At 69.1% G+C, this 14785-nt stretch carries 9 protein-coding genes; 4 read left to right on the top strand and 5 right to left on the bottom strand.

Going from position 1 to position 14785, the window contains the following annotated elements:
• Nucleotides 1–225 precede the first annotated feature (225 nt).
• Complete coding sequence (locus tag MT994_RS17345; protein ID WP_354807254.1) at nucleotides 226–2166, top strand: N-6 DNA methylase; 1941 nt, start codon at nucleotides 226–228, stop codon at nucleotides 2164–2166.
• Nucleotides 2163–3623, top strand: a complete 1461-nt coding sequence (locus tag MT994_RS17350; RefSeq protein WP_354807255.1) for a hypothetical protein — start codon at nucleotides 2163–2165, stop codon at nucleotides 3621–3623. The genes MT994_RS17345 and MT994_RS17350 overlap by 4 nt, the downstream gene beginning before the upstream one ends.
• Before the next feature lie 651 nt (nucleotides 3624–4274).
• Here MT994_RS17350 and MT994_RS17355 read toward each other — a convergent pair.
• Together MT994_RS17355 and MT994_RS17360 are read right to left on the bottom strand one after the other, a co-directional pair.
• Nucleotides 4275–6740, bottom strand: coding sequence for a TIR domain-containing protein (locus MT994_RS17355; RefSeq protein ID WP_354807257.1), 2466 nt, complete (start codon nucleotides 6738–6740; stop codon nucleotides 4275–4277).
• A 1236-nt stretch (nucleotides 6741–7976) separates the two neighbouring features.
• The gene (locus MT994_RS17360; protein ID WP_354807259.1) at nucleotides 7977–8384 is read right to left on the bottom strand and encodes a hypothetical protein; all 408 of its coding nucleotides are present in this window, start codon (nucleotides 8382–8384) and stop codon (nucleotides 7977–7979) included.
• 230 nt (nucleotides 8385–8614) lie between these two features.
• Between MT994_RS17360 and MT994_RS17365 the strand changes: the two genes are divergently transcribed.
• Nucleotides 8615–9280, top strand: a complete 666-nt coding sequence (locus tag MT994_RS17365) for a Type 1 glutamine amidotransferase-like domain-containing protein (RefSeq protein ID WP_354807261.1) — start codon at nucleotides 8615–8617, stop codon at nucleotides 9278–9280.
• An 85-nt stretch (nucleotides 9281–9365) separates the two neighbouring features.
• Here MT994_RS17365 and MT994_RS17370 read toward each other — a convergent pair whose 3' ends face one another.
• Both MT994_RS17370 and MT994_RS17375 read right to left on the bottom strand, forming a co-directional pair.
• Nucleotides 9366–11036, bottom strand: a complete 1671-nt coding sequence (locus MT994_RS17370; protein WP_354807262.1) for a DHA2 family efflux MFS transporter permease subunit — start codon at nucleotides 11034–11036, stop codon at nucleotides 9366–9368.
• Nucleotides 11037–11118: 82 nt separating this feature from the next.
• Nucleotides 11119–11709, bottom strand: coding sequence for a helix-turn-helix domain-containing protein (locus tag MT994_RS17375; protein ID WP_354807264.1), 591 nt, complete (start codon nucleotides 11707–11709; stop codon nucleotides 11119–11121).
• A 21-nt stretch (nucleotides 11710–11730) separates the two neighbouring features.
• Here MT994_RS17375 and MT994_RS17380 point away from each other — a divergent pair, with 21 nt between their 5' ends.
• The gene (locus MT994_RS17380) at nucleotides 11731–13194 is read left to right on the top strand and encodes a YbfB/YjiJ family MFS transporter (protein ID WP_354807265.1); all 1464 of its coding nucleotides are present in this window, start codon (nucleotides 11731–11733) and stop codon (nucleotides 13192–13194) included.
• Here MT994_RS17380 and MT994_RS17385 read toward each other — a convergent pair.
• Nucleotides 13089–14582, bottom strand: coding sequence for a DNA polymerase IV (locus MT994_RS17385; protein WP_354807267.1), 1494 nt, complete (start codon nucleotides 14580–14582; stop codon nucleotides 13089–13091). The two genes, MT994_RS17380 and MT994_RS17385, sit on opposite strands and share 106 nt — an antisense overlap.
• Nucleotides 14583–14785 lie beyond the last annotated feature (203 nt).

Here is a 14785-nt window from a genome sequence, read left to right on the forward strand (position 1 = left end):
ACACCCGTGCCCGACCATCTGGGAGGCGGAGCACGGATGAGATCCGCCTCCTGAGCCAAGGGAGCTAGTCGCTAGCGGCGACAGAGTAGGCTCTGCCGGGCTGCGAGGGCCCCAGGATGTTTAGGCCGGTCGCTCGAACGGGTGTGCGGTCGGTGGTCAAGTAGGGTTGCGGTGTGCCGCTTGTCGGCATCGTCCCTGTTCCACCCCAACCGTGTTGGAGTCCTCGTGACCACTTCCGCCCTTGTCCGCGACGACGGATTTGCCATCGTCCCTCCCGGCAAGGTGCTGGACTTCATCAACGGCACGCTACGCAACGATACTCCGGAGGAGTACGTGCGTCAGGAGACGCTCAAGTCCCTGGTGCGCGAGTACAAGTACCCGAAGGAAGACATCGCGGTCGAATGGCCGATGCGGATTGGGTCCAGGAATGTCCGCGCGGACATTGCTATTTTCCCTTCCGGGACCGCACCCGAAGCGCGCAGTCAGGAGAACGTCTACCTACTGGTGGAGTGCAAGAAGCCGGGCACCAACGAGTCCGACCGCAATGATGGCGTGCGCCAGCTGCAGAGCTACATGGCTGCCTGCCCGAACGTCAGCGTCGGGATGTGGACGAACGGGCCCACCGGTGGCATGAAGGCGTACCGCTCGGTCATCGAGGGTGGCAAGCGTCGGTTCCCCGAGATCCCGGATCTTCCGCGCTATGGCGCCGATGAAGAGGTCGACCGGCCCTCTTTCGAGCAGTTGCGCCCTGCTGCTTCGGCTTCGCTACTGTTCGCCTTCCGCCGCTCTCATGACTACATTTCCGGCAACCAGGGAATCCACAAGGAAGGCGCCTTCTGGGAACTGCTGAAGCTGATCTTCTGCAAGATTGATGACGAGCGGAACTCCGAGCGACCCGAGTTCTACGCCACCCCGGACGAGCGCGGGTCGGCGCTCGGCCAGGGCCGCGTAAAGAAGCGCATCGCTGCGCTGTTTGAGCACGTAAAGGCCGAGTATCCGCAGATCTTCAAGGCGGCCGACGTCATCGAACTGCAGCCACCAATCCTGGCCTACATCGTTACCCAACTTCAGATGTACTCCCTGCTTTCGTCTGATGTAGACGTCAAGGGAAAGGCGTATGAGGAGATCGTCGGGTCGAATCTACGCGGGGACCGGGGTGAGTTCTTCACCCCACGCAACGTGGTTCACATGATGGTCGCCATGACCGATCCCAAGGAGGATCAGCTTGTTCTGGACCCGGCTTGCGGCACGGGCGGGTTCCTCATCTCGGCTATGAATTACGTTGTGGACGGCATTAAGGAGCAGGTGCTCGCTTCTGGACGTCGCCCCGCCGACCGGGAGAACGCGATCCGCACCCGGGTCCAGCACTTCCTGAGCAACAACCTTGTCGGCCTGGACTTCAATCCCGAGTTGGTCAAGGCCACGAAGATGAACATGGTCATGAACAACGATGGGTCCGGCGGCCTGTACCAGGCGAACTCACTGGCAGCACCCCCGACCTGGGCCGACGACTTGCGCAATCGCAAACTCATCGGCTCGGTCGACGTGGTCCTGACCAACCCCCCCTTCGGCTCAAAGATCCCCATCGACGACCCGGCGATTTTGGACCAGTATGAACTCGGGCACCAGTGGGTCTACGACGAGGACGAGGACACCTGGTCGAAGCGACCGGAAACTACCTCCCGTCCGCCCGAGATTCTGTTCATCGAGCGGTGCGTGAAATTCCTCAAGCCCGGTAGTGGAGTGGCCGCGATGGTCCTGCCCGACGGCATCCTCGGCTCTCCCGGCCTCGGGTTCGTGCGCCAGTGGTTGCTTGACAACACCGTCATCCTGGCCTCGGTAGACCTGCACCCGGACACCTTCCAGCCGGGCACCAGCGTGCAGACCTCGGTGCTGGTCGTGCGTCGCAAGTCTGATGAGGAACGCCGCTATATGCCGGACTACCCGGTGTTCATGGCCATCTGTGACCGCATCGGGCACGACAAGCGCGGGAACACCATCTACGTGCGCGACGACGAGGGCTTCGAGGTCGTGGCCGAGGTCGAGGACGCCGTGACTGTGGACGAAGACCGGGTCGAAGAAGAGTCGTTCAAGACCCATGCGCGAGTTGTGGACGATAACACCAAGGAGATCGCTGACGCCTTCCGCGAATGGATGAGCGCATGACTACCGCCGCCCCGACTCCGACGCACTTGAAGGACCTAGACCGCTCGGTCGCCTGGGGTGAGGTCGCCGTATCTCTGTTCTCGTCCGGCGACCGGCGCCTGGAAGCGCACACCTACCTGGCCGACGGCTACGGCCTGCGCAAGCGCATTGAGACCAAGGACGGCATCAGCGTCCCGTTGAGCACCCTGGCCAGGGTGTGGCAGCCTTCCCGGCTCAAGGGGTACGTCGTGCCCGCCGGCAAGGGGCTGCCATTCCTTTCCGCCGGGCAAGTGTTCGAGGCGCGCCCGCGCGTGCGCAAGTGGATCGCCACCGCCATGGTTAGGGACGCTGTCCTGCGACAGGTCGAAAAGGAGTGGCTGCTGCTGTCGTGCTCCGGAGAGGTCGGTAAGCTCACGGCGGTATACGACGAGCATTTGCACAAGGTCATCACGCACGACCTGCTGCGCATCGTTCCACACAATGCCTCGGATTACGGGTGGCTGTACGCCTACATGCGCACGCCGACGTTCTACTCCATTGCCCGCTCTGCTCAGTACGGGCACATGATCAAGCATCTTGAAGCGGCCCACGTGCTGACAATGCCGGTCGTGATGCCGGACTTGTCCACGCGGGCCTTGATCGGGCACAAGGCGTCCCGCGCGCTGGAACTGCGTCAGGAGTCGCGCCGCACCCAGATCGCGGCAGACGCCGAGTACGCCAGGCTCATCAACCCGACCGGACTACCCGTGGCCCAGGAGGTGTTCCAGGAGGTCAATGCGACCGAGCTAATGTTCGGGCGCCGCCGCTTCGAAGGTCAGTACTTCCGGTCGGACTTCCGCATCATCGAGTCCCTGATCCGCGCGGCGGCGACTCGAGGGGTCGACACGGTTGGATCGGCGACAAAATCAGTCACGCTCGGCAACCGATTCAAGCGGTACTTCGGCGAGAACGGCACGCCGTACCGCAGTGCTGGCGAGTTGTTCGACGTGAACGCGCCTGTCACAAAGCGCATCTACTCCGCACTGTTGGACGACCCGGAGCGCTACATGCTCCAGCCCGGGCACCTCGTCATGGCCCGCTCCGGCCAAACCTACGGGCTGTTGGGCAGGACGATGATCCTTAATGAGCAGCACCGGGGAGTGTTTGGGTCCGACGACTTTATCCGCATCGAGCCGGACCCGCAGAAAATCCGGATCGGGTACCTGCAGACGGCGCTGGCCCACGAGACGTACGGGCGCCCATTGGCTATTCGTCATGCCTCGGGCACATCCATCCCGCACCTGGACCCGGTGGATATTCGCGAGGTACCGATCCCGAGGTTTGACCCCTCCGACGAGGGTCGCATCGCTGACCTGTGCGAGAGCGCCAGCCAAATGTCTGCCGAAGCCGATGCCATGGAGACGGAGGCCATCGCCGAGGCCGAGAGCGCGATCGAGGAAATGACCGGAGTCCACGCGGTCAGCTCGCTCGACGAGTAGGCGGCAAGACAGAAGCCTCCATTCGGGTCCCCGCTACCCAGTTCACCCGCTGTCCAGGGCCACGGGCCAGGTTCGGTGACGCAAATGAGGAATGCCGGAACCCGATGTGACCGGCACGTAGCCGTTGGAGCCTGACGAGAGAATCTACCTGCCGACCGCGCCCATACTGACCCGCTTTGTTGGACGACCGCGCGGACCCGGCGGGAGTGGGCAAGCTCCGCCTGCCGTGCGTGGCCTTCCCGCTGAGCAGCTGCTGAGTAAACCCGTCTCGGGTGCGCTCCTTCGCGGGTTCTGCGTGACAGGATCTGGCAGCAGTCGCGTCGTCTGTGCTTCGGATATCTCCCCCGCGGAACTGCGTTGGGCCCTCCACCAGGGACTAAACACGCGCGGTCCATATGCGCAGTGGGCTGTCACCCTCGATCGGACCGCCTTGTGGCAAGTTGCGATGCGCCCCGTACTGCATTTCGAAGAGGAAAAGGCAAACGGGTTCCGCCATGCGACGGGGGAGATTCGCGGCTTGGAATGGGCGGCACTCGTCGTCCGCACCAACCTGGGGCAGACCGGAGGCAGCGACTGGACTCACGAACGCGAATGGTGCTACTCCTTCCCAGGAGACAGATCCGCTGCTGGCAGCAAATTCACAGGTGCTCGCTACTCAAAGTACTTCGGGTGGCGCTGCGAATGTTCCAGTACCAGCGCGAGGCCGCCGGTGCTATCCAACTCCTTGGCAAGCAACTTCACCTGCGCGGCAGCCTGTCCCACCGACATTTCATTTGCTTCCGCTCGTGCAATCAGTATCCTGATTGCTAGCGCGAGATTCTGTGAATCACGTTGCGCCTTGAGAGCTTCCTCGACGGTCGCCTGAGCTCCGGACAGATCGCGCTCCGCTAGCGCCAGTTTGGCACGAACGTTGAGTACCACTGCGCGGGGCGCGCTCGGAGATTTCTCTGCGGCGGCTAGGGAGACCTTCGCATCCTCGACTGCGCCGTCGTCGATCTGCATGCTGGCTAGCGAGAGTTGCGAGTCAACAAAACTCGGATCGATTTCTATAGTGCGCTTGAACTCTTCCATGGCCCGAGGCCGATCGTTAAGTCTTAGCGCGATTCGGCCCAGTCTGTGGCGGTATCGTGGATTGTTCGGCTCGCGGCGGACCGCGCGGATCATCATCTCCTTGGCTTCAGGGAAAAGCCCTTGCGCTTCCAGCGCTTGCGAGTAGATGGAGAGAGCGTAGGGCGTGTCACCGCCCGTGTCTATTGCTGTCTTTGCCGCTGCTGCGGCTCCGGGCCAATCCTCAAGCCGAATTCGAACCTGTGCGATGTCTGCATAGAGCTGTGCGGCGTTCCTGCGGAACGGGATAGCGCGCTCATACCATTGAATAGCCTCTCGCCACTTTCGATCAATTTGCTCGACCCGCCCGCGATCACGAAGAACGGCGCCGTTTCGTGGGTTCTCAGCTACCAGCCGGTCTCCAATTTCGCGCGCTTCAGCAAGCCGGCCGAGACTAGCCAGGGTCTTGATGATCACCTGGTTAGCAGGTAGGTCGATCTCGGCGTTCCCTGTGAGGCTCTCCTGTAGGTGCTGCAGTGCCAAGTCGTACCTCCGCTCCTGAAACAGTTCGAGCCCGGTCTGGTACAGCGTTCCGATGAGCCCTTGTCGAAGATCACGGGCTTCGCCGAGGCGACCGGCCAGACCAAGAACCTTAACGGTAGAGAGAAGCGTTGCGACGTAGGTTTCGTCTGTCGTCGAGATGGCCGAGAGGCGCTCGACGAGTAGGCTGGCTAGGGCATCGGTCCGTTCCGTGTACTCCGGATTCTTACGGTAGGACCGCAAGAAGTAGTCTCGGAGCAGGGGGTGAAGACTCAGGGTTCTTGAGTGTCCGATCCGAACGAGCGAATACTCAGTGCCTTCATCTACGGCAGCGTTGAAGTCCTCCGCAGATAGGCCAAGCACCGCGGCAAGATCCTCACCGCTCAGTGGCCCATCTACGAGAGAGAGCGCCTCAAGAAGATGCCATGTCGATGGCGCGACGCGCGCTGGGTCGATGAGGTCGGTGGCTATCTCATGACGCTTATCCATGAGGGCTGTGGGCGCGAGTGGCAATTGGGGCGCGATTACCTCGAGGGCAAGAGGGTGTCCGTCGAGTTCTTTCGCAATCTCGGTCAACTCAGGGTCACTTCCGATCGCCCCGTGGGATCGAAGGAGTGGTAGTGCGTGCTTGTTAGCAAGACCCTGGAGGTAGAAGCTTGCCATGGCCTGCTGCGCCTTTGGGCGTCTGCGTGATGTGAAGACGATGAGTCGATCGGTATTCTCGCCAGGCTTGAAGACCGCGTCGACGACCTGAGCGGCGAGGCGACCATATGAGCCGTCCTCTGTGATCCAGTGCTCGGCGTCTTCGAATACGAGTACGCCCCCGGCATCGACGAAGTCGGCAATGAGACCGTGACTATGTGCCACAAGTGTGGTCAGGTCGGCATCCGAGTCTGCGGGTACTGAATGTACAGCGGAAGCTAGTTTGAGGTTCAGTTCTGGCTCTGCGGTTCCCTCAGTAACCACAATGGTCGCAACGGTTCCGGATCCAGCGGTGAGTCGATGCAGTGCTTCGTGCGCAAGAGAGCGTTTACCGCTTCCTGGTACTCCGCATATCCATACGGCTACGTGTTCTGAGTCATATAGGAGTTCTTCAATCCGCCCGATCTCATCGTTGCGATTGAAGAAGCGGCGCCTTGGAACAGGCGCCGGAGAGGTTCGACTCAGAGCAGCAGCAATTTCGTGGGCGGTCTTGGCGTTCCTTGCTTGCAAGAAAGGCCGGAACCGAAGCGGAGGTTTCGTGTCATCAAGGCAGACAATGCGAAGTGCGATGGCGCTGTCTTCGAGGTATCGAGTGAACGCGAGCGTTGTCTCGTACTGCACCCACTTCGATGCGGCGGAGTGGCGCGACCAGAGCAGGACAAAGTCCGTGGCGGCCTCGATCCCGTCGCTGATTTCGTGCCAAAGAATGTCGCCAAGGTCGATTTCGTGCAGATCGACCCAAGCGTCACCGTGCAATTGGTCCTTCAACTCTAGGGCAATGGGCTTGTCTGGTCCGGCATGGGAGATGAAGAACCGCTTAGTCGCCATTTACGCCCCTCGTGTCGGACCTGGTCATCCTGTCTGGAGCCATGCTACGGCCTACGCTCCGCTCCATGAGAGAGTCCGGCATCGCGGAGGAGGCCGTCGCCGAGTGCGGAGGATCGCCCTGAAGCTCCTCGCGAAGGGGTCTGTGTAGTTGTGGTCGACTCCCGCTACGGACTCAACTCGGTGCCGCGGTGCTCTTTTCGTCTCCTCACGAGGTGGCGTGAGTAGTTTCCCTACTGACTCAAGGAGCGCGCGCCCCGAGCCCGGCGCGCGCTCGGCGTCGTCCACGGACAGCGAGACGAGGCGCGGCGGCTTGTCGCGCGTCGTCCATGGGTATTTGGTGGCGCCCCCGTCATCGCGCCGAAGGCGACGACGTCGCGGCGGCCAGTTGCGCGGCCTCCCGGTGGGGCCCCGCGCTCCGCTCGCTGCGCTCGCTACGCGCACCCCACCGCTCGACCGCGCTGCCCGACCGCCGCGTCGTCGTCGCTGGGGAGCGGTACCGGGGTTGCGCTCCGTAACCTGCGGACGGTCACGGCGGGCGGCACCCGTAGCCCCGTGCGTGCCGCTGCCGCCTACCAACCGCCCGCGTCGGAGCCTCCGAGCTCCGGAAGCCATGGGTATTTGGTGGCGCCCCGTGTGCCTGAGGGGGTCCGCGATGCGTCTCCGCAGGTCAAGCCATGTTCATTTGGTGGCGCCCCACCTTGCTCCTGAGCCGGATGCCGGAAGATCCAGGCCACCGGACCGTGGGCGATGCGCACCGCCATGTCTCTTGCGCGACCCTTCGGGATCACGCTCGCCCCCATGCACATCTGGTGGCGCATCGCGAGGGCGACGTGGCCCGATCTCCGGTATATGCGCAGGTCGGGCCATGGGTATTTGGTGGCGCCCCCGGGCTTCGCCCCGAAGCCGGGGGGCCGCTCCGCAGGGGCGACCGGTTCTGCATCCCTCCGGGTGTAGCCGGATGCCTCACCTCTTTCCCTCCGTTTTGGCGACAGATCCCGTGCTCCAAGACGCAGACCAGTCCAGACTGCTCCTGAGTATCGCCGCATGTCAGATGCGTTTTCTTCCGGGTTCGACCTACGACGTCGAAGGCGACCATCCAAGCCCACCGCTACCGCCACCCGAAGGGCCCCGCCCGCAGAATCCTGCGGCTGTGGGGCCCTTCGTCATGCGGAGGTGGCGGTCGCTCTCTCGGACTTCCATGGCCCGGCCGGGGCGCGCCGAGCGCTCCGCTGCTCGTCACCCCACGGTTGTCGGCTGTGCCGCTGCTGCTCGTCGCTCCTGCACAGCGTGCAGCTGCGCGGCGATGTGCCGGGCAGCGGCCCACATCGCGCCGTACCGGGCGATCGCTCCGAGGACGCAGCCCATGCCGCCCCACATTCGCATGGCGTAGTAGGCCGCCACGAGCGCCGTCACCACCGCGACGGCGCCCGCTGCTATCCGTCGGGGCGTCTTCTCGTCCGCCGGGGGATGCCATCGGCGGGTCCGTGCTTGCTCCCACATCAGGACGATCGTGCTGGGGGTGAAAGCCGCCAGCAGTAAGGCGGTCATGCCCGGCGGGACCGGGACGAGGACAGCCGACACCAGGAACGGCGGACCCATCAGCGGAGGGGCCCACAGTCGGAACTTCCAGGTCCACGCGTCCATCCGGGCCAGTCGGGGGTGTTGGACTGATACCGGTCGCACGGCGCTCTCCTTGTCGCCGGCTGTCCGACCGACGACCGCCGTCGGTGACCGCACTGTAGCGAGCGCCGAGCACCCGCGGTGACGGACGACGGCCGGTCGCCTTAAGACTCTCGGGCCGTGCGGCGGTGCAGCGATGAGTTCCCCTCCGCGCCGCGGTCTGCGGTGCAGACCGTCGGAGCCAGGAGGACGCGATGAAGCTGTTGCTTACGTCAGGGGGAGTCACGAACCCGACCATCGAGGGGGCGCTCGTCGGGCTGCTGGGCCGGCCGATCGGTGAGTGCTCGGCGCTGTGCATCCCGACGGCGTTGTACGGCCACCCGTGGGCGGGGCCGGGGAAGAACGCCCGGGACTTCATCACGGGGGAGTCGGACCACATGGCGGGGCTGGGGTGGGGGTCGGTCGGCGTGCTGGAGCTGACGGCGCTGCCGAGCATCCCCGCGGACCGCTGGGTGCCGCTCGTCCGGGAGACGGACGTCCTGCTGGCCGCGGGCGGTGACGCGGGCTACCTGGCCTACTGGATGCGACGGTCGGGGTTCGCGGACCTCGTGCCGTCGCTCACTGAGACGGTCTACGTCGGGATGAGTGGCGGCAGCATGGCGCTGACGCCGCGCATCGGCGAGGAGTTCGTGGGGTGGGAGCCGCCCGACGGCGAGGACGCGACGCCGCTGGGGCTTGTCGACTTCTCGATGTTCCCCCACCTGGGCCACCCGGACCTGCCCGACAACACGGAGGCTGCGGCGCGGCGGTGGGCCGCCGCCCTGGGCGGGCCGGCGTACGCGGTCGACGACGAGACCGCCTTCGTGGTCGACGGCGCGGTCGAGGTCGTGTCCGAGGGCGTCTGGCACCGCCTGGCGTAACCCGCGTCGGCTCGACCCGGCCCCGGCCCCGGGCCCGGCGCGACCCCGCGCCGCTCGACCCTCGCTCCGGCGTCGGGCCCGACCCTCACCCCGACCGACGCGACGCCCGCACGACGGCCGTCGCGGACGCGAGGCCGAGCACGAGGAACGCCCCGGCGACGAGCAGGGACCCGCGCGTCGCGTCGGCGAACCCGGACGCGAGCGCGTCGACGACCTCGGGTTCCTGCGGCCCGAGCTCGCCGTGCGTGCCCTCCGCGCGCAGCTTCGCGATGACGTCGCCGGCGGAGCCGCTCGTCGCGTCGGCGAGGCGCGTGACCTCGGCGTCGGGCAGGCCCTCGCCGTCGAGGGCCGCGGGCACGGCGCTCGCGAGCAGGACGGCGAGCGCGGTCCCGACGAGCGCGGTCCCGAGCGCGGAGCCGACCTGTCGCGCCGTCGACTGCGTGGCGGAGCCCTGGCCGGACTCCTCGGCGGGGACCTGCACGAGTGTCGTGCTGGTGAGCTGCGCGGAGGCGAGGCCGAGCCCGACGCCGTAGACCACGAGGAGGACCGCGAGCAGCCACGGGGAGACGGTCGCGGTGACGGTGAGCGCGACGGCGGCGACCCCGACGATCTCGAGCGCGAGGCCGATGACCACGACGAGCGGGGCGCCGACGGCGGCGGCGAGGTGGCGCGCCGACGCACCGGAGAGGAACGCGCCGAGCGCCATCGCCGCGAGCACGAGCCCGGCGCCCATGGTGGACAGCGCCAGCACGTTCACGAGGAAGAGCGGCAGGACGAAGATGATGCCGAACTCGCCGACGGCGACGGTCGTCGCGGTGACGTTGCCCCACCGGAACGTTGGGATGCGGAAGAGCGTGAGGTCGAGCAGCGCGGACCGCCGCACCCGCGCGCGGTGCCGCTCCCACACGACGAAGAGCACGAGCAGGAGCAGCCCGGCGGCGAGGAAGACGGGCGTCGGCGAGACGGGCGCGGACGCCGGCCAGGTCGCCCCGAGCAGCTCGACGTTACCCTTCGGGCTCCACCAGCCGAACGTCTGGCCCTCGATGAGCCCGAACACGAGCGCGCCGAACCCGAGCGCGGACAGCAGGAGCCCGATGAGGTCGAGCCCGGGGGCGAACGCGTGGGCGCGGGTCTCGGGCACCCAGAGGTAGGCGCCGACCATGACGAGCGCGCCGACGGGGACGTTCACGAGGAAGATCCACGGCCAGGTGAACGACGTCGTGATCCACCCACCCGCGAGCGGGCCGACCGCGGCGGCGCCCGAGATGACGGCGCCCCACACCCCGAACGCCGCGGCCCGGTCCTTGCCGCGGAACGTCGCGTTCACGGTCGACAGCGTCGAGGGCAGGATCGCGGCCGCGCCGAGGCCCTGGGCGAGCCGCCCGACGATGAGCGAGCCGCCGTCGTCGGCCGCAGCGGCGAGCAGTGACCCGGCGAGGAAGACGACGACGCCCACCACGAGGAGCCGCCGTCGCCCGAGCCGGTCCCCGAGACGGCCCGACGAGAGCAGCAGCGCGGCCAGCACGACGGCGTACGAGGCGCTGATCCACTGCGCCTCGCTCAGCCCGAGGTTCAGGTCGGCGACGATGTCCGGGACGGCGACGGCGACGATCGTCCCGTCGATGACGACCATCGACAGCGCGACCGCCAGGACGACGAGCGCCCGCCACCGGTTGGCGTGGGCCCGCGGGTCGACGGCGGGTTCGTCGTCCTCGGGCGGTTCGGTCTGCGGCGCGTTCCCCTGCACGGACTCCACGGGGCCTCCCTCGTGTCGTGACGCGGCCCTGCCTCCAGGATCGCCGCGCACGCGGGGGAGCGCATCAGCAGCGCCGGGCAGGTCAGGCGCGGTGGCGCGCGACCGCCCCGGCTGCGAGGTCGCGCCACGGGAGGGGCGTCGGGCCGTCGTCGCCCGCGACGGCGCGGCGCGTGCGGGAGGCGAGCGCGGCGTCGTAGAGCGCGAGGAGCGCGGCCGCGAGGGCGTCCGGGTCGCCGGCGCCGGTCGCGGCGGCCAGGTCGCGCAGCCGGTCGACGAGCAGCCGGGTGTCGGCGGCGAGCCACCGGTATGCGGGGTGCTCGGGGTCGGTGACCTCGACCGCGGCGGCGAGGAAAGCGCAGCCTCGAGTGCTCGTCGCGGTGGGGAACCCGTCGAGCGCGTCGAAGACGGCGAGTATCCGCGCGTCCGCGTCGTCACCGCAGCGGTCCAGCGCCGCGTCCCACGCGGCGCGCCAGCGCTCGTGCCGCCGCTCCAGGTAGGCCGCGACGAGGTGGTCCTTGCCCGGGAAGTGCGCGTACAGGGTCGCGGGGGAGACCTCGGCGCGGCGGAGCACGGCGTCGACGCCGGTCGCCGCGATCCCGTGCTCGACGAACAGCGCTTCCGCGGCGTCGAGCAGGCGGTCGCGGGCCGGTCGGCGTGCGTCGGTCCGGGGCATGGGGATAGCGTAACGATCACTATGCTGAAACGATCGTTATACCCCGCCGCGCCCATCCCGGGCCGCCTGGTCGCCGCGGGCACCGGCCTCGTCGCGGTGACGTACGGCGTCGTCCGCTACGGGTACGGCCTCCAGCTCCCGACGCTCACGACCGAGCTCGGCCTCTCGTCCGCCGCCGCGGGCGCGATCGCCGCGGGCAGCTTCGCCGCGTATTGCGCCGCCGCGCTCGGGGCGCAGCGCGCGATGGCCCGACGCTCCCCGCGCGCGGTCGTCTGGGCCGCAGCGGCGCTCGCCGCGGCCGGGGCGGTCCTGGTCGGGCTGTCGTGGTCGTCCGCGAGCCTCGCGGCGGGCGTGCTCGTCGCGGGCAGCGCCGCCGGTGCGGCGTCGCCCGCGCTCGTCGCCGCGGTCGGCGCGACGGTCGACGGCCGCCGGGCCGGGCGCATGCAGGCCGTCGTGAACTCCGGGACGGGCGTCGGCGTGGCGCTCGTGGGGGTAGCGACGCTCGTCGCGCCGGACGTCTGGCGGCCCGTCTGGTTCGCCGCTGCGGTCGGGGCGGTGGTCACGGCGGTAGTCGTCGACCGGAGCGCGCGCTGGCCCGCGACCCCCGAGTCGCCGCCCGCGCCCCGCGGCGCGGGCGAACGCTCGCTCGCACGCGCCGGGGTCGCGGCCGCGGTGGCCGGGGTCGGCAGCGCCGCGGTCTGGACGTTCGGGCGCGACCTCGTCACCGTGACCGGCGGCCTCCCCGGCCGCACGACGGCGGCCCTCTGGTGCCTCCTCGGCGTGGCGGCGGTCCTCGGCGCGCTCAGCGGCGACGCCGTCCGCGTGCTCGGCCTGCGCGGCGCCTGGGTCGCGACGGCCGTCGCGACGGCGGTCGGCACCGCCGCCCTGGCACTCACCCCGGGCAGCGTGCCCGTCGTGGCGGTGGCGGGCGCTCTCTTCGGCGGCGCCTACACCGCCCTCAGCGGCGTGCTCATCGCGTGGGGCACCGTGCTGCGCCCGCACGCCGCCGGACGCGCGACCGCCGCGCTCTTCGTCGCGCTCACGGCCGGGCAGGCGGTCGGCGCGCTCGCGACGGGCGGGCTGAGCGACGTCGTCGGGCCGCAGGCCGCGTTCTGGGTGGGCGCGGCGCTCCTCCTCGTCGCGGCCGGGGTCGTCCCGCGGCTGCCCGACGGCGCGGGGCCCGGTCGGGAGCGCGCCGACCGCCCGTCGTCGGGCAGGACCGGGACGGTGGGCGCGCGCACGGACGGCGCGCGCACGGACGGCGCGCGCACGGACGTGGCGAGCGCGGACGAGATGAGCCCGGACGGGACGAGGGCGGTCGGGACGAGCACGGACGGGACTAGCGCGGGCGGTGCGAGCGCGGGCGCGACGGCTCGCGGCTACGCGTCGTCGTCCGCGGGCGAGGCGCGCACGGGCTCGCCGTCCGGGCCGAGCGGCTCGACGAGCGCGAGCTCCTCCGCCTCCGGATCGACCCAGCGCTGGTAGCCCGGGCCGGTCCGCGCGGTCTCGAAGCGGACGGCGACACGGCCGTCGTCGCCGACGCGCACGACCCACCCGCGCCCGTCGGCCGGGGTCGCGACGTCGAGGCCGGGGGCGAGGAGGGCCGCTGTCGTCCGGACGGGGCCTGTCGCGGCCGGGCCGGGCGCCTCGGCACCCGCCGACTCTGCACCCACCGACTCTGCACCGACCGCCTCGGTGCCGGCCGTCTCATCGCCCGCCGCCTCGGCGCCCACCACCTCCGCGGCGATCGGAACGGCGGGGTCCTCCGCCGCGTCCGCGCCGAGCGGCAGCATGAGCTGCGCGTGCTCGGACAGCGCGTGGAACGCGACCCCGAGCAGGCGGACGGGCTCGGTGACGTCCGCGAGGCGCAGCGCGCGGTGGGCCGCGTCGCGGAGGGCGCCCTCGTCGGTCGTCGGGCGGGACAGCGTGACCGAGCGGGTGAGGGTCGTGAACGAGGCGAGGCGCACCTTGACCACGACGGTGCGCGCCGCGACGGCGTGCCGCTCGAGGCGGGCCAGCGCGGCGTCGACCACCGGGTCGAGCGCCGCGGCGATCGCGGACCGCCCGTGGAGGTCGGTGTCGAACGTGTGCTCCGCGCCCGCGGACTTGCGCTCCCGCACCGTGGAGACCGGGCGGTCGTCCCAGCCGCGCGCGATCCGGTAGAGGTTGGTGCCGCCCGCCTCGCCCGCGACGAGGAGCAGCGTGTCGAGCGGCTGGCGGCGCAGGTCGGCGACGGTGCGCACCCCCAGCTCGTCGAGCCGCGCGGCCGACACCGGGCCGACGCCCCACAGCGCCCGCACGGGCAGGTCGAGCAGGAACGGGTCCTCGTCGTCGGCCCCGACGACCCGGACCCCGCCCGGCTTCGCGGCCTCCGAGGCGAGCTTCGCGACGAGCTTGGACCGCCCGAGCCCGAGCGAGACGGGCAGGCCGCTCAGCTCGCGCGCCCGCTCGCGGATCCCCGTGGCGAGCGCCTCGAGGTCGGTCTCCGGCCCGACGGCCGCGGCGACGTCGGCGAACGCCTCGTCGATGCTCACGGGCTCGACGAGGTCCGTCACCTCGCGCAGCGCCGCCATGATCCGTGCCGAGTAGGCCGAGTACGCGGCGAACCGCGGCACGACGACGACCGTCGACGGCGGGCACAGCCGTCGCGCCTGCTCCATCGGCATCGCCGAGCGGGCGCCGTACTGCCGGGCCTCGTACGACGCCGTCGCGACGACGCTGCGCGGCCCCACGCCGCCGACGAGCACCGGCCGCCCGCGCAGGGACGGCCGCTGGTGCTGCTCGACGGCGGCGAAGAACGCGTCGGCGTCGAGGTGCGCGATCGTCGGGCGGGCGCGCAGCAACGGGGCGTGCGGCGCACGGTCGAAGCTCACCGCCCTACTCTGCGCCCTGCCACCGACAGCGGTAACGGTTTCGTTCGGACCCTGGCGTTTCGGGGATGCGCACGGGTATCTTGCAGGAGACCGAACAAATCCCGGGATCCCCAGCCCGGGCCGAAGAGCAACGAGGCCTTCATGACCGATCGATCGACACCCAGCGCGGCTGCCCCCGGCCGCTCGTTCGCCAGGACCTCGCC

Source organism: Cellulosimicrobium sp. MI9406 (assembly GCF_040595865.1).
GTDB lineage: Bacteria > Actinomycetota > Actinomycetes > Actinomycetales > Cellulomonadaceae > Cellulosimicrobium > Cellulosimicrobium funkei.